Origin of the sequence: Streptomyces sp. NPDC048331, assembly GCF_043201215.1 — a bacterium.
In the GTDB taxonomy this organism is placed as follows: Bacteria; Actinomycetota; Actinomycetes; order Streptomycetales; family Streptomycetaceae; genus Streptomyces.
This window is the reverse complement of sequence record NZ_JBICYT010000016.1, coordinates 134,302-155,854: the sequence shown is the minus strand read 5'-3', so window position 1 is coordinate 155,854 and position 21,553 is coordinate 134,302. Positions and strand designations below refer to the sequence as shown.

Here is a 21,553-nt window from a genome sequence, read left to right as displayed (position 1 = left end):
ACACGAGTCCAGACGCCGCCCTTCGGCGGTCCGTCGATCCGGCTGGGTATGCCGCTCGTGCCCCCGCTCCATGCCCACCTGACCCCGCTGCGCGTTACCGCCGTGCGCGTGCCACCAGGGGGAAGCTGGTGACGGCCACCAACGCCACCTCCTCGGCATCGTCGGGGCCGGCCTGACCAGCCACCTGCGCGAGTCGGCGTTCGAGCGCCGCGACGTTGCTGGTCTGGTCGATCGTGGCGATCCCGTTGATGCTCACGCGCAAGGGCTCAGCCAGCAGGGCGGCGATCCGCTCCTGTAGAACTTCCTGAGCCACGGCCCGCGCCGAGTGGAGCCGTTCGTACCTCTGCTCCAGGTCGGCCGGATCGGTGTCCGGCCCGAGCTGCGCCATCAGCCACCGCAGCACTTCGCTGTTCATGCTCGTCCCTTCCACACACGGAGCTGGGGAGGAGCGGATGCTCCTCCCCAGCCGGTCTACGTCGTCTTGCGGGGCGCCTTGGCCCTCGGGGGCGGCTCGCCTTCCCAACAAGCAGGGTTGGTGATCTGCTCGGCGATGGCCGGGTCCGTCACCTCCGTGCCGACCGTCAGGACGATCGGGACGCGCTCCTCAGGGTCGAGGACGTGCACGGTGGCCGCGAGGACACCTACGGCCTTCACCGCGGCGCTCACAGGACCGTCGCCGTGATGTGGCAGTCCGGGGCAGCGAGGACCGGCATGGCGACGGCGGCCCCCTTGGTCCAGATCTGCACCGGGTCATCCTGAGCGTCCCGCGTGATCACGATGCCCGGAGCCTCCTGCCGTTCGATCTGCGGGTCCGTGCCCCGGGACAGGGCAAGGGACTCGGCCGTGGTGCCGTACTGGGTCTGGCCCCACCGCTGGCGGTCCGGCGGGAGGAGGATCCACTTGTCCTCGGGAAGGACACGCTTGGACACGTCGTCCTGCCAGACCTGCGCCTTGTACTGCGTGATCGGCGGCAGGCCGTACGTGCCGCGCACAGAGTTGACCTGCTCGGGGGTGAGCGCGGACGTCGGGGTCTGGCCGCCTGCCGGAGTGCCGTAGTACGCGGCCCGGTAGGCCTGGTTTCCCGCGAGGTGGGAGGCCGCCTTCCGGGAGGTGAGGACCATCTCGGGGGCCGGGGCGCCGATGGAGTCGAGGTAGTCGATCCAGCGCAGCTCATCGGCGAGCGGGTCCGCAGTCGGATCGGACCAGGGCTTCGGAGCGGTGGGCATGTTCGCCGCGGGGACTCCGTAGTCCACTTCGACGGTCAGCCCGTTCTCTCCGGCCAGGGTGAAGCGGCCGTCCACGAGGACGTCGCCGGCGGCGAGCTCCAGGCGGGAGCGGATGGCTTCCACGTGCCGCTCGACGTCGTCGTAGAGCAACTCCACGAGTCGGTCCTCATCTGCACCGCGCGTTGCGTCGAGGAGCAACTGCTCCATTTCGCCCACGAGGAGCTTCTGACCCAGGGCGGGCAGGGTGCCCTCCGTGGTCGTCTGCTCGGCCTGGCGGCGGGCGATCGGCACGGACGCGTCGTAGGCGCGGTAGGACGCCGTGTTCACGCGCCGCTTGGTGTTGCGGATGCGCCACTTCACATCCTGGACCTGGGTCTCCGCGAAGACGGTCTGCGTGAGCAGGAAGTCCTGCGGGTTCGGGATGGAGCGGGCGTAGACGGTGAGGTCCGCGACGGACACGTTCTTCAGCAGGTCGGCGATGCTCATCAGCTCACCGCCAGGAAGCGGATCTGCGCGCCCGCCGCGTTCGCGGCGATCTTCGTGACGTCGATGCCGCCCGGGATCTTCGCGGCCTTGACGGTGCCGTGCCAGAACAGCGCGGCCGGGATCTTGGTCTGCCCGGACGTGAACGCGGCCTCTGCGAAAACCAGGCCGGCGAGAACCTGGCGGCCGTCGGCAGCGGCGGGGTCGTACGCCCCGTACAGGCCGGAGGCGGTGATGCGACCGACGGTCACGCCGGAACGGACGAAGCCGTGTGGGCCCGCGGCCGTGGGCTCGACGTAGTGGGTGCTCTTGGTGAGCTTGGTCAGGTCGAGGGTGATCGTCTCGGTGGAGTCGGTGCCGTGCCGGGAGGCGAGCCAGTCCCGGTCAGCGGTGAGGGTCACGGTGGTGGTGGACGGCTGGATCAAGCCGCTTCTCCTATGTGCAGGAGCGGCCTGCTCTCACCGGATGGTGGAGCGGTCCACGAGGAGTGCGGGGCGTGGTCCCCGAAGGCGCGCGGCCGGACTTGCGCGCTGGTCAGGAGCTCGGGGGCAGCAGGCCGCGCCGCCGAGCCATCGCGAGGCCGCCCTCACCAGGCTTGGGGGCCGGACCGCCGGGGCGGGCCGGAGGACCTGACGCCGGGGCGCCACCGGGCGCGGGCGGAACTTGGCCGGCGCCCGGAGCCGCTGCTCGGAACAGCTCCGGGCGGCGTCCCTGGAGGTCGGTGACGGCCTGGTCGAGAGCCGTGGCGTCGGCGTCATCCGGAAGCCGCAGTAGCGAGACCGCATCCTCCAGGTTGTCGCCGACTGCCCCGCGACCGGCGAGCGCGGACCGGCGGACGGCGCTTCGCTCCCTGGCGACAGCTGCGGCCTCGCGCTGCGCCGCCGCCGTCTCCCGCGCTGTGAGGTCCTGCTCACGGCGCTCAGCGTCGGTCAGCTGCTGCTGTTCGGCGTCGCGCTGTTGTGTGACCCACTGCTCCAGCTCGGCTGCGGAGGCGAAGCCGAGCTTCTCCACGAGATCGCGACGGCCAGCGCGGGAACCCTGGTCCTTCTCGCGGGCCATCATCTGCTGAAGCTGCTGCTGCCCCAGGGTCACCTGTGGATCGCCCCCGTTGGAAGGGTCTTCCGACGAGGCACCCACGACGGGGAAGATCGGGCGGCCATCGCGCCGGTAGCCGAGCACGGCGCGCGGAGGCGGGAGAAGGCGGGACATCAGGACGTGACTCTCCTCGACGTCCCCGCGCCGTAACCGAGTGTACGGAGCCGAGCGGGACGCCTTCGGATGACCCGTGCCGCCCACCTGGCATGATCATCGGCAAAACGACCAGGTGGGGGGCACCGTGGAAGAGATACAGGTCTCGCTGGGCAAGACGCCGCAACGGCGGCCGCGGGGAGTGCGGAACGCGATAGTGGCCGGGGGTGTCACCGTCGCGGTGGGTATCGGGGTCGCGCTGTGGCAACCGTGGCTCGACCGGGCCCCGTTCACCGTCTACCAGGTGGCCGTGCAGGACGCCGAGTACACGAGGCCAGGTTCGAGTCCGGGCACCTGTGTACGGACGAGCGCCTCGGAGGAGGAACGCGTCATCCTGGACGAGGAAGGTACGCGCCTCGCCTCCGCACGGGATCCACGCGAAGGCGAGGTGCTGGGACCAGAGTTCGGGGAGTTCGCCGGCGCCTGCCTCTTCGTGGCGCGGATCGACGGTGTGACGGGAGGCCTTGGTACCTACGTGATGCAGTGGGGCGGAGGCACGAAGCACACGATGTCCGAAGAGGATCTACGAGAGCCTCTGGAAGCCCAGCGCGAGAGCGTCAAGACGTGGAAGCGCGAGAACTTCCAGCCGGCGGAGGACTGACCGGAGCATGCTCGGCGTCGGGGGCCCTTCCGGCTGTGATCCGCTCGATCTCCGCGCGTGCGTCGTCGATCGGATACCCGGCCTCTTGCAGCATCCGCACGCCGGTCTCCAGCGACAACACGCCAGCGCCCACCGCCCGTACGACCTCTTCGAGAACGGCACCGCGATCCGTGGGGGTGTGCGGGCCGAACACCAGCCGCACGGGTGTGGTCGCCCCAGCAGGCCAGCCCTCGGCCTGCCCGGCCTGGTGGAGCCGCTGCACGAACCGAAACAGCAGGGCGTACTTGTGCGCGCGGGCAAGTCGCATGGACTCCACGAGGGAGTCCAGCGGCCCCAGGGAGAGCTGAAGGGCGTAGCCGCTGGGGACCTTGGAGGGATCGGCGGTGCCCAGGCTCACCGCAGGAAGCCGGGCGTTCACAGCCGCCCGCTCGCGAATCTCCTCCACCCGCGCACGTAGTTCCGCGAGCTGCCCGGAGGTGTCGAGGACATCCATCCGTCCGCCGTCACCCAGCTGGAACACGGTGCCGGGCTCGACGGCGAGCGGCCTTGGCCGGCCGGTCACCCGGTCCACTTCGGCGCGTACACCTGCCAGGCCGATGATCGGGGCGCCCGTCGTGGCCGATGCGCGCGCCGAGTCCGTGTCGGACTCCGCGAGCTCGTCGAGGGCCTGCATGACCGGGGCCAACGCGGACTGGCCGAAGTGCTCGCCGTCCGCCACCGAGTTGGTGACGTGCACGATCGGAACGAAGTCGATGCGCAGATCAAGCCGGTCAAGGACCTCCCCGTCGGCTCGGGTCCTGACCCGGGCCTTTTCCATCGGCAGGTCATCGAGCTGCTGCCCCAGCCGAAGGTCGTCAAGCTCCCACTCTGCGTCCGTGAGGTAGCAGGTGACCGCGGAAGGCCTATCTGCCCACGGGTAGGTGCGCTCGATCCGCCCGGTCTCCGGGTGGCTCACGTCGCCCTGCTCAAGAAGCCACCCGCCTGCACCGTCGGCAACGAGTTCTCGGCGGCCGATGCTCGTGCTGCGGGTCGCTGCGGAGATCGGGCCGAGCTCGTACGTGATCCGTCGGACTCGCGCCTTCGTACCGCGGTCAGGGTCCGCGGGGATCTCCCACGCGAGATGGACCGTGGCCGGGTAGTCGCCGGGGTCCGCGTCCTCATCAAGGACGGGAAAGTAGAAGCCCGGATCGAGGGTGCGCAGCCGGACGCGCCTCTTCTCCGGGTCCCAGGCCAGCAGGTACACGGAATCCCCGAGCAGCACGGCCTTGCGCTCGGCCGCCTGCATCCGCAGCGGCAGCAGCTCCTTCTCCGCCCAGTCCCGCAGGCGCTGCTGAACATCCGCTGCAGCGGTCGCCTCCGGAGTGGGGCCCTCGTCGCCGGCGTACTCGGCGCCAGGCGCCACGATCTGCTGCACCTTGCCCAGCAGGTGGGCCAGTGTGGTGTTCACGAAGGCGGTAGCGTCCCCGAACTCACGCCGCTCGCTGCCGGCCTCGTTGCCGGTGACGAGGGCCAGTTCGCCAGCCTGGTTGGAGTCGTAGGCCGCAAGGATCTTGTACGCCGCCAGGCGGCGCGCGGCGTCGGGCGGCAGCCAGCCCGGCCGTGCTGCCGGTGCCAGAGCCCGGTGGGGGAGGCCGGTGCTGGTGGTGGTCATCATCGGCTTGTAGTTCAGCCACGACCACGCGTCGGAAACGAACTCGCGCAGGCCCAAGGAACGAACTCCTCAACGACCCCCGCGCCGGATTCAGCCTAAGCGAGCGAGCCCGACGGCAGTTCGCCGCATGTTCTGCGGAGGACGTCCCGGCGCATCCTGTGCTGCCGGGACGTCTCCTTCTGCGAGGCTCCTACCTGCGGCCGTCGAGGCGTCCATCCCGGTAGCCGCCGGAACTCGTCCCCCCGTGCTGGGGGCTGGCCAGTTCGGTCAGCGCATGGACTGCGGCGTCCATCCGGTCCGGAGAGTCCATGCCGGCGACCCATGTCACCATCTGCTGCTCCAGGGTCGGCCACTGCCCGACATGGTGAACGCGGCCCTGCTCGTAGAGCTGGGCGATCGGCTCGGCGCGCAACCTCTTGCCCTTCTTCGCGGTGACCGAGATGACCGCGGGCATGAGCATCTGCTCGGTGCGGTTCTCGCGGTGCAGGTCCTCCCACGCCTGCGCGATCACCTGGCGGCTCATGTCCCCGCCGTAGTTCGACTCCACCACGATTGCGTCCGCTCGGAGTTCGATCGCCAGCAGGCAGGTCTCTCTGCCCCAGGCGTCCGCGCCACGGTTACCGCTGCGGTCGTCGAGTAGGTAGAGGTGTCCGTCTGCGTCGCGGGCCGCGGCGATGATGCCGGTCTCGTCTCCCACGGCCGACTCGCCGCCAGCAGGGTCGACTGCAACAACGATTCTGCTGAGGTCGATGCCGCGCAGCTGGGCGGCCGAGATCCGGTTGTCCGTGATCCACGCCCAGTCCCAGACACCGCCGTCCTGCGGCCGGGGCTGCTGCATGTACAGCGACCACCAGACGCGCTCGCCGACGGATGCCCGTATGTCCGCGAGGGCCGCTTCGTCGTACCGGCCCGGCCAGAGAGCGCCGCCGACGGAGCGGCCGAGCGCGTCGTCTTCGGCGAGGGCCAGGGCGGGCAGGTCGATGACGGTCCACCGGTGCCGTTCCTCGGCCAGCACACGGCCGGCAAGGTCGTCCTCGTCCCAGCGGGTCTGGATGAGGATGACGGATCCGCCGGGCTCGATGCGGGTCAGGAGAACGGCCTGCCACCACTCCCAGAGGCGGCGCCGCATCGTGGGCGAGCTGGCTTCGGCAGCGTCCTTGATCGGGTCGTCCACCACCGCCAGGTGGGCGCCCTTGCCGGTGAGACCGCCACCGACGCCGGCCATGACCGCGCCGCCCTCGGTCCCGAGCAGGTCGAACCGGTTGGCCGCCGAGCTGCCTGGGCGCAGGCCGATTCCGATCTGAGGTTCGTAGGCGAGGATCGCGTCCCGGATCCACCGGCCGTGATCATCGGCCAGGTCCGAGGAGTACGAGGCGATCATCACCCGGTGTTCCGGGCGCCGCCGCAGGTACCACAGAGGTGCCCAGCGGGCCGCGCGCCGGGACTTGCCGTGCCGGGGTGGCATTGTGAGCAGCAGCCGTGTCGGAACCCCGGCGGCCACCCGCTCGAATGCGCGGTCGATCAACCCCAGGTGCGGGGCCTGCATCTCCTTTCCGTCGGTGAGGACCGCCGCCATCGCGCCGGGGGAGCGGTCCATCGCAAGGCCTCGCTCGATCTGGGCGAGGCGGGCTCGGAGCTGTGGTGTGGAGGCTGCGGCGATCTCACGGCGGCGCGACGCGGGCAGCGTGCGATACAGCTGGAGAACCGCAGCCTCGTCAGCCCTCCCCACCCTCGGAACCGGTGTCGCCGGCCAGCGCGATCAGCCGCTCCAGCTCATCCAGGCCGGTTGTCTCCACCTGCACGGCGCCGCCGTCCACGCCGGTGATCTCCGTGCGAACCGGACGGTTCAGGCCGAGGAGGTGGCTGCTCCGCTCGATGATGCGGACAGCACGGTCCACGGCGGCGAGGTCGCCGGTCCGGATCGCGGAGCGGTACACGCCGAAGAACAGCCGCTCCAGCCGCTCGGCCATGAGCTTGCGCAGCTCATCGGTGCTTTCGTCCAGGACGGTGCTGCGCTCTGCAAGCGCCTTCGACACGTCCTTGCAGGCGAGCTCGATCAGCCGGCCGTCGCTCGGCGGCTCGGCGCCGCGCCGGTACGCCTCGATGCCGTACCCCTGTGGGTAGGCGATCCCGTCGCTGTTGATCGCCGGGTCCGCGGCCAGCTTCCGGCCGATGGTCAGCCAGTGGATGCCTGCCAGCTTGAGGTCGATCGCGTCGGTACGCCGCTGGGTGATGGCGGCCCGTGCGGCCCTGTTGGGGCGGCCCATGTGCGCAGCTCCTCGAAACCCCCGCGCCGCCCTTCCATGATCCTGTACGGAGGGCGGCGGCAGGGCTGCGAGCTGCTAGCGGGCGAGCGCCTACTTCGTGAGGCGGTCCACGGCCACCGGAATGCCATTCACGCGTGAATTTCAGCCACTGTCTGGGAAACGCTGTCGGTCAGCCCTCGAAGGACAGCTGCGTCACCCCCGGCGGCTCCTCGGTGGGTGCTGCTGCTGCCAGAGCTGCCGGGACGCGGCGGTTCTGCCTCAGCCACCATCCGAACTGCCAGTTCCTGCATGTCCTGAACAGTCTGGCCTGCCGCAGCGGTTCGCCAGCAGGGATCGAGTGCTCCCCCCACCCGGTGATGGGCTGCGCATTGCGCAGCCGTACCCGCAGGCCAGGCACGAGAGCGTCCCCCTCCCACTCCACGCCAGGCGCATGCTCGAAGCCGAGGTGGGCGTTCCTGCCCCAGTCCCACGGAATCGGCAGAGCGCATAGGTACCAGGCTGCTGGCGGATTCACCGTCGGCAGGAGCAAGGTCTGCCGCCTCGACCGCTGGTCCACGGCCGGCCTGTCGCACTCCGCGAAGGTCCGCAGGCAGTGCTGCGTCAGGTCGACCTGGCGTATCCCGGCGAGCCACATGATGCGGTATGCATCACGTGCCTCAATTTCTATGCGAACCCTCTCTGAGTCCGCTCCCGATATCATTTCCTACCCCTCCGATTGAGCGTTCCTTTCCTTGGTCAATTCTATCAATCTTTCCACAATTCCGAAATGCCTGTTGTGGTGATAGTCGTTGGGGTATGGCATATTGAATTCGTTCCGGAAAGCCTCCTCGTATTCTTCGATGGGAAATGCGCGCGGCTTGCGGCACACAGCCTTGATCGTGGCCTTGCTGGCGTCGCTGAGCTCGACCTCCTCGAAGTAGCGCGACAACAAGCCGTGCAGGGAATCTGGCGTGTGGTAGCGGATGCGCTGCCACTTGCCCTTGACGAACCGCATATCCACGCCATGCTCATCAAGGAACTTCAGCCGCGTTGCATCGCGGCTGATGGAGTGTTCCGAATCCTCGTACGCCTGCTCGTGATTCAAATTTCGTGTGCCGATGGCGACCGTGCCGTTCTCGGCGCAGAGGGCGTTGACCGTGAGCAGCACCCAGTGCTGATACTCCAGGCTTGTTGTTCCATTGATCACTGAGTCCAGGACGACGACTTCGTACAGGCCCCGCTCTCGGAGGCTGCGTTCGATGGTCCGGATCATGCCGACGATCCCGCGAATGTCCAGGCTGTACTTGCCCTTGAACGTGCGGTACGGCTCGTAGTCGTGGACCTGATAACCCTGTGCGCGCAGGTGCCGGGCATAGTCACCGTGGCCTGCCCCGAAGTCAACAACCCGGTGCCCGGTCGTCAGCCAGGGCAGGACCAGCTGCTCCCAGGTCTCTGACTTGTAGCGGACCTTCTCCACCGCCGCCTTCGACGTGGGCTCTCTGAGCCTGTTCGGCTGGATGATGTGCTGGTTCCACACGGGGGCCTGCTCGTCCAGCCCCGTCCAGTCGTAGACGCCGTACTCCCCGGTCAGGTCCTCCACGAGCTGGCCGGCGTCGAAGGAGGCGACGGTCCACGCCAGGATGTCGAATCGCTGGGCCTTCGCAACGGCGGCGTACTCGGCGTTGAGGACGATGCGGCCCTGATCGTCGATGACCACGGACCCCCATGGGCCGTGGGCGGCTGTCATGAAGCCGATGGCCTGCTGGAAGGGCAGGTTCCTCGACGCGACGACCTCGATGGTCTGCCAAGGGATCCAGCACCACTGACCGATCGGGCCGGCCTCCGCGTACACGACGCTGCTCTCGGTCTCGACCCGGTTGTGGAGCAAGTTGAATTTGATCTCGTCCTGAAGGCGGACCTTCTGCGGCAGGACCGTCGCGGGCACGGTGTCCTGCCCGATCGCCCTCAGCCCTTTCGTTCTCTGGTGACCCGCGACCAACGTGCCGTCGGCATTCAAGATCACGGGCTTGACGACGCCATGCCGACGCAGGGAGCCCTGGAGCCGGACGAACGCGGAGTCCGACAAACGGCGCGGGTTGTAGTCGGCCGGCCGTAGATCGGCCAGCGGATAGGCCGGGTCGAACCGGACGTCAAGCGGGCTCACTGGCCGACTTCTTCCTCAGAGGCAAGGTGCTCCTCGTTCAGAACATGCCAACCAAACCCGAGATCGGTGTCGTGATCATCGACAAACTTCTTGTAGAGCGAGTTCAGGAGCTCGACCTCGTTCTGGGTCACTCGAACGCGGGTTGAAGACCACTGGAGGTAGCCCCACTGGAGGTAGTCCACCGTTGCCGCGGCTCCGGTTCCGGCCCCGTCGGTGGGCAGCTCGATCGGTGCTGGCAGGGAGGCGTCGTCCAGGAGGTCGTCCACCTGTGCCTGGTCGTAGCCGGTGCCGGCGAGGTCGGGCAGGTCGGTGAGGATGTCCGCGAGGAGCTGCGTGTCGTAGCCGGCCAGATCGCTTGTGCGGTTGTCGACAATGACGATCTTCGCCGCCGTGTCCTCGTCGACGTCGAGCCAGGTGACCGCGACCTCTTCCCAGCCCAGGGTCCGGGCCGCCTTGACGGTGTGGTTGCCCGCCAGGATCTCGTTCGGGCGTCCGGTGAGGGAGCCCTTGTTGACCACGACCGGCTTATACTGGCCGTGGGTGGCCAGAGACTCGGTGATCGACTCGAGATCGCCGGTCCGCGGGTTGCGGTAGTAGTGCGAGAGGTCTTCGAGCGGGACAGCCAGTGCCGCGAGGGAGTCGGGGATGCGGGGTGCAGCAGTAGACACGAGGGCTCCAGCCCCGCGCCCACCTTCGACCTTAGGTGATCAAGCAGGAAGCCCCGCGTCCCTTCAGTCGCGGACCGCCACCGTGCACACGACCCGCCGCGCTTGGTGGAACACCCCAGCAGGGGAGTACGACAGGAGGGCCGCGCGCAGGTCCCGTTCGTACGCTGCCGTCCTGGCCCCCAGGATCTCCGGGCTCGTGTAGGACATGGAGAACTGCAAGCCAACCAGCTCGTCCAGCGTGAACGTGAGGGGCTGCTCGAACAGGGTGGTGTCCGTCCGTGGGAACGGTGACGCCGCCAAGTCGAGCTCGGGATCAACCCCGCGGTGATGGGGTCCGTGGCGGTCGCGATAGCCGTGCCCCAGGTACTCGGCGCCGACGCTCTCGATCACGTCCAGCCAGCCCGGCCGAGTACTCGCATCACTGCTGCCGACGAACACCACCCCGCCGGCGGGCTCGACCAGGTGGTCCAGATCGGACAGCACTCGTGTGCTGTCCATCCAGCCGAAGGACCGGCCGAGCGTAGCCACCGCGATCGGGGGGAGCCCGAGCTTCGGGAGGTCCGCAGCCCACGCCACCCGCCATGCGACCCCCACCACCTTCTCGGCGGCGGCGATCCGGACGCCCTCGGCGATCATGGCCGGCTCGGGATCCAGCGCGTGGACGACCTTGACGTACCGGGCCAGCGGGATCGACAGCGTTCCGGGACCACACCCGAGGTCGAGCAGCTGCTGCGTCCCATCCAGCTCGAAGCGGTCACGGATCAACTCCAACACCGAGCTGGGATACCCAGGCCGATAGGAAGCGTAGAAGGGGGCCGCAGCCGCAAAATTCGTCACGCCACCATCTACAACGCCCACCACCTGCGCCGATGTGCTGACGCCCGGCGTGCCGCCGACGCCACCCGGTAGGAGGGCAGAAAAGGCCGCCTTGGACGGTCTATCAGGACCGCTACGCTGGGCCGATGAAGCCGATCCGCGTCCGATTCGCCCCCTCGCCGACGGGCATGTTCCACGTCGGCGGAGCCCGCTCCGCTCTCTTCAACTGGGTCATCGCTCGACAGGACAAACAGGGGAAGTTCGTCCTGCGGATCGAGGACACCGACGAGGAGCGCAACCGCCCGGAGTGGGTGGAAGGGATCATCAACGCCCTCGCCGCCATCGGCATCCACGCCGACGATCCGCACTTCGAGGGGCCCTACTTCCAGTCGAAGAACAAGGACGCCCAGCTCGCCGCCGCCCTCCGTCTCTACGACGAGAAGAAGGCGTACTACTGCGACTGCACCCGCGAAGAGCTCGTCGCACGTACCGGCTCGCAGCACCTCGGGTACGACGGCCACTGTCGGGACCGCGGACTTGAGTTCGTCGAGGGACGAGCCCTGCGGTACCGCACCCCCGACGACGCCATGACCGTCGTGGACGACCTCGTGCGCGGCCGGACCGAGTTCCCGAACAAGGCGATGGAGGACTTCGTCATCGCCCGAGGTAACGGCAGCCCCGTCTTCCTCCTGGCCAACGCCGTCGACGACATCGACCAGGGCATCACCCACGTGGTGCGCGGCGAGGAACACCTGTCGAACACGCCGAAGCAGCAAGTCCTGTGGGAGGCGCTGGGCGCCGAGCCTCCCATCTGGGCTCACCTCCCGGTCATCGTGAACGAGAAGCGGCAGAAGCTGAGCAAGCGCCGCGACAAGGTGGCACTGGAGGACTACCTTGGCGAGGGGTACCTCCCGGACGCGCTGGTCAACTACCTGATGTTGCTCGGCTGGGGACCCTCGGACGGGGTGGAGATCCGGCCCTTCGCCGAGTTCGAGGAGCTGTTCCGCCTGGAGGACGTCAACAAGGCCAGCGCCTTCTTCGATGTGAAGAAGCTGTCCGCCTTCAACGGCGACTACATCCGCGCCCTGACCCCGCGGGCCTTCGCCGAAGCGTGCCGGCCGTGGCTCTCCGGAGAGGCCGCACCATGGCGGGCAGAGGAGTACGACGAGGCCACCTGGCAGGCCGTCGCCCCGCACGCGCATACCCGGATCACTGTGCTGTCGGAGATCACTGCCTACGTGGACTGGCTGTTCCTGCCGGAGCCGCCACAGGATGAAGCCTCGTGGGCGAAGGCCATGAAGCCGGGGGCTGAGGCGATGGTCGCGGGCGCGAGGAAGGCGTGGGGTGCGCTGGATGAGTGGACCACCGAGCACCTGCGGACTGCTCTGGAAGGCGTCGCGGCCGAGCAGGGCCTGAAGCTGGGCAAGGCGCAGGCGCCGGTACGGGTCGCTGTCACGGGACGTACGGTCGGGCTGCCGCTCTTCGAGTCGGTGGAGGTCCTGGGTAGGGATCGGACCCTGGCCCGCCTGGATGCCGCAGCGGGCCGCCTGGAGAGCCAGGATCGCTAACGATCAGGTGATCTTGGCGATCACCTTGCTCCACTCCTCGGCGAAGTAGGCTTCATCGAATCGGGCCAGGGCCTCGTACGCGGCCCTGGCCTCTTCGTGCGGAGCCTGCGCACGTCTTCGAACCTGCTCGGCGAGCCGTACCGTGTCCGGCGGCGGCTGCTGCGTCAGCGCCGCTAGGTCACGAAGTCCTGCGAGGGGCTGCACCAGGCTGGGCAGCCCCAACAGCAGGGCCTCCGCCGCGCACCGGCTCCAGCCCTCCTGCATCCGCGGCCGGAACACCCCGACATCGCAGGCCCGAAGCAGGCGCAGGTACCGGTCACGGGGCAGGTCCAGGTGGGTGCCGGTGAAGCCGATCGTGTTGTTCCCGCTGGCCACGACCTGGATCCCGTGCGCGCCGGCGAGCTCTTGGGCGACGCATTCGGTGCCCTTCCAGTGCACGGCCTTGCCCGTGTAGACGGCGATGGTGTCGGGCTCGAAGGCGAACTCGGAGCGGCAGCGTGCACGGTCGAGGGTGCGGGCCTTGTCGATCTCCTCCATGTCGAAGGCGTTGTAGATCACGTGGACCTTCCGCACCCCTTTGTCCCGTAGGAACTCGGCCCAGTACGGCGCCACGCAGACCACGGCCGCGCACTCGGGCAGGAGCGAGAAGAGGTGCTGCCAGAGTGCCGCTTCGACCGGGGCCGAGTCGTGCTGAAGCGGTTCGTAGTGGTGCAGGATGAAGACCGTCCTGTGCCGCATCTCGCGGCTGAAGAGGATCAGGCTCAGGTCGTCCCACACGAACGAGATGTCCGGGCGGTCCAGCGGATGCATGAGCGGGGTTAGCCGCTGCAGGTGGCGGATCTTCCGCCACCTGCGCACCGGGTCCTGGCGCTTGTGATCGGTCAGCGTCCGCCACACGACCTGGTCAGCGGTCACCTCGTGGAGCATGCGGAGGTACACCCTGCCGCCGGTCCGGCCGATCGGTTCCATGGAGTACACGGTCTGAGCCAAGGCGCTTCTCCTCCTCCTCGTACCGGTGGTACTCGGCTCGCAGCAGCTGTGCTGCGGCGGCCAGGTGGGGGCTGAGGTGCCTACACCGTTCCGCGAGCGGCAGGTGAAACGCCACCAGGTCCTCGACGAAGCGGGTCCGGCGGCCTGCGTCCGGGGAGCGGGACAGGTCCCTCAGGTTGTGGATGCGGTCCGCGAGGCGGATCACCAGCTGCACCGGCGCCAGCGCGGACGTCTTGGCCCGCCACGCCTCCCGGTCGCCGGGCCCCTTCGCCCTCCCCTGAAGGCGGTGGTCGGGGGTGATCGCCGCGATCCGTTCGGCGAACTTCTCACCGAGCCTCGCCACGATCACCGGGCGCGACTCCGGAGAGACCTCCAGGGCATCGTGGAGAAGCCCCACCATCAGGGCCGTCGTGCAGGTCACCCCGAGCTCGTCGCGCAGGATCCGTACGACCGCCGCCGGATGCTCGACGTACGGGGTGCCCTGGTCGCGCGTCCGCCCGTCGTAGATGGCCAGCGCGACGGGCACGCACACGGCGGCCGTCCTCTGCTCATCGGGGGTCCACCCGTCCGCGCCGAGTGCGTCCCAGAGGGCCATTGCGGCTTCCTTCATGCGGACATCTCCAGAGGAGGCCGGCCGTGGGACAGACGGTCGGGGACGAAGAGGGAGTCGCCGACCGCCAGAGCGTCGAGGCCGAGGGAAGCGGCGGCTTCCACCGCCTGGGCCGCGGTGCGCAGGATCGGGGTGCCCTTCAGGTTGAAGGACGTGTTCAGAAGCATCGGCAGGCCGGTGCGCAGCCGGAACTGCTCCAGGATCTCTTCCAGCCCGCTGTGTCCGGGGTGGACGACCTGTGCCCGTGCCGTGCCGTCACGGTGCACGATCGCCGGTACGCGGTCCGCCTGATGCGGGAGGACGCGGACGACCCGGTTCATGAACGGGTCGCCCTCGCCGGCGAACCACTGGGAGGCGTAGCGGGCCAGCACGGCGGGCGCGAACGGCCGGTAGTCGGCTCGCCGCTTCAGCTGGTTGATCGTGTCCCGGGTGTCACGGCGGCCGGGGTGGGCAAGGATCGACCGGTGCCCCAGGGCGCGCGGCCCGAACTCCATCGCGCCCTGCACCCAGCCGACGACATAGCCATCAGCGAGGAGCCCGGCCACTGCCGGTGCCACGCTGTTGCCGAGCCGGGGCACCGGGTGCCAGTCGGCGGGCAGCAGGCCCATGCCCGCCCCGTCGGGCTCTGGGCCCCAGCTGGCATCGGTCGGCTGGCCCAGCGGGTCCTGTTGGAGCTGGTGGTGCCATCCGTACAAGGCGGCGCCCACGGCGGTACCCGCATCGTGGGGCGCCGGGGCGACGAAAACGTGGTCGAACCCGGACTGCTCTGCGAGGGATCCATTCAGGGCGGAGTTGAGGGCGCACCCGCCGGAGAAGACGAGGTGCTTGGCTCCGGTCAGCTGGTGCAGGTGCCGTGCGACGTGCACGACGGCCCCGGCGAATGCCTCCTGTGCGGCGGCTGCGAAGTCCGCGCGGACGGAGAGCGGGATCACTGCGGCGTTCGCGGTGGTCCACTCGTAGCCGCCGGCGTGCAGGGGATTTGCGGCGTCGGCCGATCCGTACGGCGCCAAGACGTGGACCTCCCCGTCTTCGCCCAGGCCGATCATGTGGGACATGGCGGATCGGAACCGGTCGGGGTCGCCGTACGCAGCCAGCGCCATCATGCTTCCCTCAGGCTCGTCCCCCGGCGGGATCACTCGGTGGGCCATGTTCCGGTAGAAGTGCCCCAGGGAGTGGTGGATCCGTTCGATCCCGTCCCGCCCGGCCGCGAGGGTGGGCAGGGCCTGGTGGATCCGGTCGATCTTGCCGTGGCGCAGGTCGTAGCCGGTGATCCTCTCCCGCCCGGGCCCGTACTCGAATCCGAGCGGCGAGCCACCGGCGTCGATGACGAGCCCGGCCGCGTGGTCGAGGTCGGACATGAGGTACCCGGCCAGGACGTGCGCGGTGTGGTGGGAGACCAGGCGGAGTTTGCGGCCGAGCGGGTCAGGGAGCAGGGCGGCCAGCTCGTCGTGCTCCGTCGCGAGCCACTGGCCGGAGGACGGACTCGGGCGCATGGCCGCAGCCCACACGGCATCGACCTCGTGCGGGTCGATGCCCGCCGCGTCCAGGCACCAGGTGAGGGATTCGGTGGGCGCGGTGAGGACGCCCTTGAGTTCGCCGTGCCGCCGGTTGTGCTTGAGACCGGACCAGCGTTCCTCTTCGGCCGCGTACAGCCGGCCGTCCACGACGAGCGCCGTGGACGTGTCGTGGTGGAAGTTCAGGCCCAGGGCAACAGCCATCAGGCACCTCCGATCAGTGCGGGCACGACGGCGTGCCCGGAGTCGCTGTACTCGTGGCACTTCAAGCAGAACTTGTAGTGCGTGGCCCGCGGTGCGAAGACCTTGTCGGCGAAGTCGGCGTCCCACACGGAGAACTCCGAGTCCTCCTTGGCCATGGCGTTGAAGCAGCGGTAGCAGGACCCGTCGGTCTCGATCATGAGGTGTTGGTCGAGGTACCGGGCGCACAGGCCGCCGAGGACGTTCGCGGGCTGTCCGACGTCGATGTGGTGGACGTCGTTGGTGACGTGGATCGAGCCGGTGGAGCGGGCCAGAGCGGCGAAGCCTTCCATCCGCTCGTCGGAGACCTTGCCACGGATGGAGTTCAGCACGACGGTCTTGCCGGCCGCTCGCAGGACAGGAACGACGTGGTGGACCTCGTCGTAGTTGTCGTGCTCGTCGTCCGCGCCGATGAGGACCTGGTCGTACACCTCCAGGGTCACGTCCATGAGCCTGCGGTTACGGGCCAGGGTGATCGCGTTGGTTCCGAGCACCATCACCGCGTGCGGCAGGCGGTCGTGCGCGAGGTGGGAGAGGTCCGCGAAGCCGCGGTGCACCGTGGGCTCGCCGCCGTTGATGTGCAGCTGGGCGAACGGCACCCGGTCCAGTTGGTTGAGCACGGCGGAGAAGGTCTCGATGGGCATGTTCACCCCGTGCGCGCCGTCCGCGAAGATGCAGAAGTCGCAGGACCGATTGCACTTCGTGGTGATCTTGACTTTGGCGGTCTTGAGGGTCCGGGTGGGTAACCGGGGCTGAGTGATCACGAGTTGGGGTTCCTTACCTGTGTGATCGGGCCGCTCAGGAAGTCCTGAACGACGGACCGGGCCACGGTCCAACGGGTGAGGAGGTCCCGCAGGGTGCTCGCCGTGGTCGTGGTCCCTTGTGGGGGCAGAAGGTCCGCCATCGCGCCGGCCAGGCCCCGGTGAGCCACCGGACCGCTGAGGGCCAGGCCCTGGAGGGCGTCTCGGGCGCTGCTCAACTCCTTCGCCTCGCGGGCGATCAGGTAGTTGGTGTGCACACCCGGGGGCGGGGTGAGGTAGTAGCGCCACCTCGCCGTCTTCGTCCGCAGCATCCCCGCGGTCATGGTCCATGTACGGACCGCCGCGGTGGCGGGGTCCTCGGAGGGGACCGTCTGGTCCGAGGGGCGGATGAGGCGGGTGGCCGCGTCCACTGCCGCGTGCGCCGAGCGCAGCAGTTCGTCCACGGGCAGAGCAGGACGGGAACGGGCGGGGCTGGAGTGGGAGGAGAACAGCTCTGCGTGGCGCGCAGCATCCTGCGGCCTCCACCGGACGAGGGCTTCCAGCTTCCCCTGGAGGCGGGTGCGCTTGGACAGGCAGGCCGCGGCGAACCAGCAGGGGGCGACGTAGTGCCAGGCGACGCAGTGACGCGCGTAGTCGGCGAGGTCTCCGGTGACGTTGTCGGCCGAGTCGTCCCCCAGGCGGTACCGGCCGCCGATGCGGGACTTGAGCAGGGCGCCGTAGAAGCGGGCGTCGGCGGTCGTCCACGGGGCGGACTCGGCGCCCTTGACCCACGGCTCCAGGAGTTGGTGCTCTCCGTGCGCCACCGACCAGGTGACGACCTCTGCGGGTTGGACCAGTCCCGCGTCCAGCTCGGAGGTGGTGAAGATGAACCCGGGCGGGTGTTCCAGGAGCCGGGCGTGCAGGGGGTCCGCAGCCACGGCGCGGCTGTGGGCGCGGAACAGGCGGTCCCCGTAGTTCGCCCACGACGGCGGGGTGGAGCTGAGGATCAGCCGGAGGTCGAGGTCGGAGTGCGGGGCGATGAGGTCGGGGCGCTGCCACTTGTGGGTGATCAGGACCGGCCGAAGGCCGGCTCCGGTGAGCTCGCGCAGGTATCGGTCAGTCGCCTGCGCGTAGAGGTCGGTCACTGGCCGGCGCCTTCGGGCTGGCGCACCGCGCACCCGCCGCCGGTGTTGTTGCCGAGCACGGGCAGCAGGACGGGGGCACCCTCCGGGCGGGCCATGCGGTCCCAGCGCAGGTCGTAGTCCACGTAGTGCTTGCCGCCCCATGCCTCGTTGCTGTCGCGCTCGAGCATGGCGGTGAACAGGTGGGCGAACGCGTCGTCCAGTGTGTTTCCCGCGATGTGGGGGCGGAGCTGGATGTCCCGGTTGTGCAGGATGCAGGGTCGGGCCACCCCGCTCGCGGTCACCTTGATCCGGTTCGCGTCCGAGCAGGTTGCACATGAGCTGTTCGAGATGAAGCCGATGGACCCCTTCCAGCCCTCAGGCTGGCTGTACTGGCCGGGGCTGCGTACGCCGAGGCTGGTACGCGAGACCTCTCCGGCTCCCGTGAACCAGTCGGCCAGCAGGGTGCGCACCTCGGCTTCGGGGACGAATTCCTCGTCGAAGAACTCCTGCGCGGGGCCGATGTTCTGGAGCTCGATGAGGCGCACGGCCACGGGTAGGGTCCGGGCGACGGACGCGACGGCGAACGCGTCCTCGATGTAGGAGCGCATCAGCACGCAGTTCAGCTTCACCCGCAGGCCGAGCTTCAGGGCCTCTTCGACGGCGGCCATGGAGACGTAGGGGTCGCCTCCGCCCATGATTTCCCGCGACCGTGCAGGGTCGAGGCTGTGGATGGACACGTTCAGGTACGTCAGGCCGGCCTCGGCGAGAGCGGGCACGGTGAGCCCCGGACGCAGGTTGCCGTGTGTGGTCATCCCGATCTGCGCCCCGTCGCCGAGCCCGCTGGCCAGCGCGCCGACGACCCCGAGGATGTCCCTGCGGAGGGTCGGCTCGCCGCCGGAGCAGTGCGCCTTCCGTAACCCCCAGCGGCCCCCGACCGCGGCGAGGTCGGTGAACTCGGCGACGCTGAGCAGCTTGTCCTTGTGGCCGTAGTCCGGCATGCAGTGCGGCTTGCAGAACACGCAGTCGCGGTCGCAGATCCCGTTCAGGGTGAACGCGTAGTACGGGTGGTTACGGCCCGTTGCCTGGAACGCTTCCAGCACCCGCTGGTGCTCGGCGGTCAGTTCCATCAGTAGCTTCCTTCGATCTGGTGGAGGGCGGCCTCTTCGGTCAGGCCCCGCAAGGGACGGCCCGAGAGGTAGTTGTGGAGGTTGGTCGCGAAGAAGCGGAGAGCGCCGTCCATGTAGGCCCTGGAGAAGGCCGCGCTCTTCGGCGTGAGGAGGACCCTGGGGTGCCGGCGGAGGGGATGCTTGCGGGGGAGCGGTCGAGGGGTGGTGACGTCCAGGGCGACGCGCAGCCTGGGCTTTTCGTGCAGGGCCTGCGTCATCGCCTGGTGGTCGACCGTGGACCCGCGGCCGAGGTTCAGGAACACGGCATCCGCCTTCATCGCGGCAAAGGCCGGCACGTCGAACAGGCCGTTCGTGGACGGTGACTTGGGCAGGAGGTTCACCACGACGTCCGCAGTCGGCAGGTGATCGCGCCACTGGTCTGCGGGCACGTAGTCGATGAAGGTGTTCGGGCCTTGGGGGAGGGTGCGCCGTACTCCCGTCACGTGCATCCCGAAGGCGTTGCCCAGCAGCCCGAGGTGCGTGCCGATGCTGCCGCAGCCGACGATCAGCATCCGCGAGCCGGCCAGGTCGAAGAACTCCTCGGCCATGGCCTCCTTCCACGAGGACCGTGTCCTCTGGAGGCGGGAGCTGGTGATGATTCCGCGAGAGAAGGCGAGGAGCATCCCCATGGCGTGCTCGGCCACCGGTTGCCCATGGAAGCCGAAGGACCGAGTCACCGTGATTCCGGAGGACAGGAGCTGCGGGACGGGCAGATGGTCGGTCCCCGCAGACGGCGTCGCGAACCAGCGCAGCCCGATGCCGTGCCGCAACCAGTCCGCATCGAACCGCCACCCGAGGTAGACGTCGGCCTCCGCGAGGGCAGCAGGCACCTGGTGGTCCGCGACCGCGCGAAACCGCACCGTCGGGAACGAGGTCTGGAGACCGGCCAGGTGGTGGTCGCGGATGGTGAAGAACTCCTGCTCGGAGTTCAGGGCGATCACGACGGTCGCAGTCACGGCGACTCCCCCTCGTGTGGCGTGAGCGCCCAGACCGCGCACCGTCCTACGGCCTTGCGGATCGTGGAGGCGTAGTTGTGGTGCTCGACCACCAGCCGGGTCCCGGCCTGCGCGAGGCGGGCGCGGTCAGCGGGGGTCGCGGCCAGCGCCCGCCGCAGTGCCTGCGCCAGCGCGGGCGGCTGCTCGGGGGGAGCTGAGAACCCGGTCGCCCCCTCGACCACGGTCCGTGCCAGACCGCCGGCGGAGGTGGCCACGACCGGGCCCGCGCCCGCGGCGAAGCACTCCAACGGGATGCGGCCGAAGGGTTCTCTGCGGGACGGGACGACCAAGGCGCGCATCCTGGTATCGGTCACCCAGCCTCGAATCGCAGGGTCAAAGCGCGTCAGCAAAGTGGCGTCGACGCGGTGACGTTGCAGCAGCCCGGCCAGGTGACGCTGATGCGGCGTCGGCCACCGAGCGGAGGCCACTGCCGCGAGGACGAGATGCGGAAGCGGAAGGCCCTCCAGGCGGAGCAGCGCGAACGCCTTCACCAGGTCCTCGAAGCCCTTTGAAGGCAGAGCGCGGCCGAACGAGAGGACGAACCCGTCCTCCGCGGCTGCCGGGAGCGGCGGAGGCGTGACCTGCTTCAAGTCCTCCTCGCCGAGGAGCAGGCCGTTCGGGAGGTCCATCACCGCCGACTCCGGTACGCCGCAGGCAGCGGCGAGGTGCTCGCGCATGTGGGCTGAGATCGCGGCAACCCAGCCGCCGCGCTGCACGGCGGTGGCCATCCCTCGCCGCTCCCAAGCGATCTGCTCGTACGCGGCCGGCTCGGTGAGCAAGGTCGAGGACCTGGGGATGAGCAGGATCTCCACCCCTGGGGCGGCGTAGGAGCCCACAGCCATGAACGGGACGTCGCACCCGATCAGGAGGCTCCCGGGACGCAGGTACGGCGCGGCGCGGCGGACCGCTTTGGCGCACAGGACCTCTAGGTCCGATGGCGTCGAGAGCAGGGATGCCCCGTCCACCGGCAGGACGATCGCTTGAGCGTCCGACAGTAGGGTCTCCATCTCCTGACTCCACCGAGGTGTGTGCCCCGGAGTTCCAGGGGTGTGGAGTACCGGGACGACCACCAGCCGACCGCGCGGAACCATCCGCGCCAGCGCCGTGATGAACGTGCGGTTGCTGAACCCGCTGCCCGAGCAGGCGCCGTAGACACCCTCGTGGGCGAGCACGACCACGAACCGGTTCGTGCCGGTGCCGCGATTCGAGGGAGCACCCTCGGGGGCCGTGCTGGTCAGTCCGGCGGTGTGGTGGGTCGGGGGTAACGGGGTCGTAGGGCCGACATGTTCAACGATGGTCATCGGCAGACCTTCCAGGAATGCGACCACATGCAGCCGGTCACGCCCAGCGTGCACGTCGATGCGAAGCGTTGCGGTCCACAGCGTGAACCCGGCGATGGCATCACGTCAAGCATGTGACTGGCATCGTGCCAACTTTCACGCCAGTCACGTGAACTGCCTGTGCGGCCGTACCCTGTTGACCACGCCGGGGGTGAATTGCCCC

Annotated in this window: 21 protein-coding genes; 2 read left to right on the top strand and 19 right to left on the bottom strand. The window is 69.1% G+C overall.

What is annotated here, in order from left to right:
- Window positions 1-94: 94 nt before the first annotated feature.
- From ACGFYY_RS23520 to ACGFYY_RS23500, 5 genes are all read right to left on the bottom strand, one after another.
- Window positions 95-415, bottom strand: a complete 321-nt coding sequence (locus ACGFYY_RS23520; RefSeq protein ID WP_364852318.1) for a hypothetical protein — start codon at window positions 413-415, stop codon at window positions 95-97.
- A 56-nt stretch (window positions 416-471) separates the two neighbouring features.
- Complete coding sequence (locus ACGFYY_RS23515) at window positions 472-666, bottom strand: hypothetical protein (protein ID WP_393712021.1); 195 nt, start codon at window positions 664-666, stop codon at window positions 472-474.
- On the bottom strand, window positions 663-1,712 hold the full coding sequence (locus tag ACGFYY_RS23510; protein ID WP_364852320.1) for a major capsid protein: 1,050 nt from the start codon (window positions 1,710-1,712) through the stop codon (window positions 663-665). Before ACGFYY_RS23510 ends, ACGFYY_RS23515 begins: the two co-directional genes overlap by 4 nt.
- A complete protein-coding gene (locus ACGFYY_RS23505) occupies window positions 1,712-2,134 on the bottom strand; it encodes a head decoration protein (RefSeq protein WP_393712018.1) in 423 nt (140 codons plus the stop codon). The genes ACGFYY_RS23510 and ACGFYY_RS23505 overlap by 1 nt, the downstream gene beginning before the upstream one ends.
- A gap of 109 nt (window positions 2,135-2,243) precedes the next feature.
- Window positions 2,244-2,918, bottom strand: a complete 675-nt coding sequence (locus tag ACGFYY_RS23500; protein ID WP_393712016.1) for a hypothetical protein — start codon at window positions 2,916-2,918, stop codon at window positions 2,244-2,246.
- A 127-nt stretch (window positions 2,919-3,045) separates the two neighbouring features.
- Between ACGFYY_RS23500 and ACGFYY_RS23495 the strand changes: the two genes are divergently transcribed.
- Complete coding sequence (locus tag ACGFYY_RS23495) at window positions 3,046-3,558, top strand: hypothetical protein (RefSeq protein ID WP_393712014.1); 513 nt, start codon at window positions 3,046-3,048, stop codon at window positions 3,556-3,558.
- Here the strand turns inward: ACGFYY_RS23495 and ACGFYY_RS23490 are convergent.
- The 6 genes from ACGFYY_RS23490 to ACGFYY_RS23465 all read right to left on the bottom strand — a co-directional run bounded on the left by ACGFYY_RS23490 (window position 3,515) and on the right by ACGFYY_RS23465 (window position 11,061).
- Window positions 3,515-5,266 (bottom strand): hypothetical protein, encoded by a 1,752-nt coding sequence (locus ACGFYY_RS23490; protein WP_393712012.1) that lies wholly within the window; start codon window positions 5,264-5,266, stop codon window positions 3,515-3,517. The genes ACGFYY_RS23495 and ACGFYY_RS23490 overlap by 44 nt on opposite strands.
- A 133-nt stretch (window positions 5,267-5,399) precedes the next feature.
- Complete coding sequence (locus ACGFYY_RS23485; RefSeq protein ID WP_393712010.1) at window positions 5,400-6,806, bottom strand: terminase large subunit domain-containing protein; 1,407 nt, start codon at window positions 6,804-6,806, stop codon at window positions 5,400-5,402.
- 118 nt (window positions 6,807-6,924) lie between these two features.
- Window positions 6,925-7,476, bottom strand: coding sequence for a hypothetical protein (locus ACGFYY_RS23480; RefSeq protein WP_364852334.1), 552 nt, complete (start codon window positions 7,474-7,476; stop codon window positions 6,925-6,927).
- Window positions 7,477-8,179: 703 nt separating this feature from the next.
- Window positions 8,180-9,619 carry a ParB N-terminal domain-containing protein gene (locus ACGFYY_RS23475; protein ID WP_393712007.1) on the bottom strand — a complete coding sequence of 480 codons (1,440 nt, stop codon included), beginning with the start codon at window positions 9,617-9,619 and terminating at the stop codon, window positions 8,180-8,182.
- Window positions 9,616-10,287: a ParB/RepB/Spo0J family partition protein gene (locus ACGFYY_RS23470; protein ID WP_393712005.1), complete on the bottom strand. Its 672-nt coding sequence runs from the start codon at window positions 10,285-10,287 to the stop codon at window positions 9,616-9,618. The genes ACGFYY_RS23475 and ACGFYY_RS23470 overlap by 4 nt, the downstream gene beginning before the upstream one ends.
- 63 nt (window positions 10,288-10,350) lie before the next feature.
- Window positions 10,351-11,061, bottom strand: a complete 711-nt coding sequence (locus ACGFYY_RS23465; RefSeq protein WP_364852342.1) for a methyltransferase domain-containing protein — start codon at window positions 11,059-11,061, stop codon at window positions 10,351-10,353.
- A gap of 230 nt (window positions 11,062-11,291) precedes the next feature.
- On the opposite strand from ACGFYY_RS23465, the gene gltX reads away from it, so the two are divergent.
- A complete protein-coding gene (gene gltX / locus ACGFYY_RS23460) occupies window positions 11,292-12,671 on the top strand; it encodes a glutamate--tRNA ligase (RefSeq protein WP_364852403.1) in 1,380 nt (459 codons plus the stop codon).
- 3 nt (window positions 12,672-12,674) lie between these two features.
- Here the strand turns inward: gltX and ACGFYY_RS23455 are convergent, their stop codons facing one another.
- From ACGFYY_RS23455 to ACGFYY_RS23420, 8 genes are read right to left on the bottom strand one after another with little or no spacing between them, the layout of a single operon-like run.
- Window positions 12,675-13,661, bottom strand: a complete 987-nt coding sequence (locus ACGFYY_RS23455; protein ID WP_364852344.1) for a glycosyltransferase — start codon at window positions 13,659-13,661, stop codon at window positions 12,675-12,677.
- Complete coding sequence (locus tag ACGFYY_RS23450) at window positions 13,576-14,271, bottom strand: HD domain-containing protein (protein WP_364852346.1); 696 nt, start codon at window positions 14,269-14,271, stop codon at window positions 13,576-13,578. The genes ACGFYY_RS23455 and ACGFYY_RS23450 overlap by 86 nt, the downstream gene beginning before the upstream one ends.
- Window positions 14,268-15,989 carry a carbamoyltransferase C-terminal domain-containing protein gene (locus ACGFYY_RS23445; RefSeq protein WP_393712001.1) on the bottom strand — a complete coding sequence of 574 codons (1,722 nt, stop codon included), beginning with the start codon at window positions 15,987-15,989 and terminating at the stop codon, window positions 14,268-14,270. Before ACGFYY_RS23445 ends, ACGFYY_RS23450 begins: the two co-directional genes overlap by 4 nt.
- Window positions 15,989-16,786, bottom strand: a complete 798-nt coding sequence (locus tag ACGFYY_RS23440; protein WP_364852405.1) for a radical SAM protein — start codon at window positions 16,784-16,786, stop codon at window positions 15,989-15,991. The genes ACGFYY_RS23445 and ACGFYY_RS23440 overlap by 1 nt, the downstream gene beginning before the upstream one ends.
- Complete coding sequence (locus tag ACGFYY_RS23435) at window positions 16,786-17,910, bottom strand: hypothetical protein (RefSeq protein ID WP_364852350.1); 1,125 nt, start codon at window positions 17,908-17,910, stop codon at window positions 16,786-16,788. The genes ACGFYY_RS23440 and ACGFYY_RS23435 overlap by 1 nt, the downstream gene beginning before the upstream one ends.
- Window positions 17,907-19,016, bottom strand: coding sequence for a radical SAM protein (locus ACGFYY_RS23430; protein WP_364852352.1), 1,110 nt, complete (start codon window positions 19,014-19,016; stop codon window positions 17,907-17,909). Before ACGFYY_RS23430 ends, ACGFYY_RS23435 begins: the two co-directional genes overlap by 4 nt.
- Entirely contained in the window at window positions 19,016-20,011 is a 996-nt protein-coding gene (locus ACGFYY_RS23425) for a D-2-hydroxyacid dehydrogenase (RefSeq protein WP_364852354.1), read from the bottom strand. Before ACGFYY_RS23425 ends, ACGFYY_RS23430 begins: the two co-directional genes overlap by 1 nt.
- On the bottom strand, window positions 20,008-21,351 hold the full coding sequence (locus ACGFYY_RS23420) for a glycosyltransferase family 4 protein (protein WP_364852356.1): 1,344 nt from the start codon (window positions 21,349-21,351) through the stop codon (window positions 20,008-20,010). The genes ACGFYY_RS23425 and ACGFYY_RS23420 overlap by 4 nt, the downstream gene beginning before the upstream one ends.
- Window positions 21,352-21,553 lie beyond the last annotated feature (202 nt).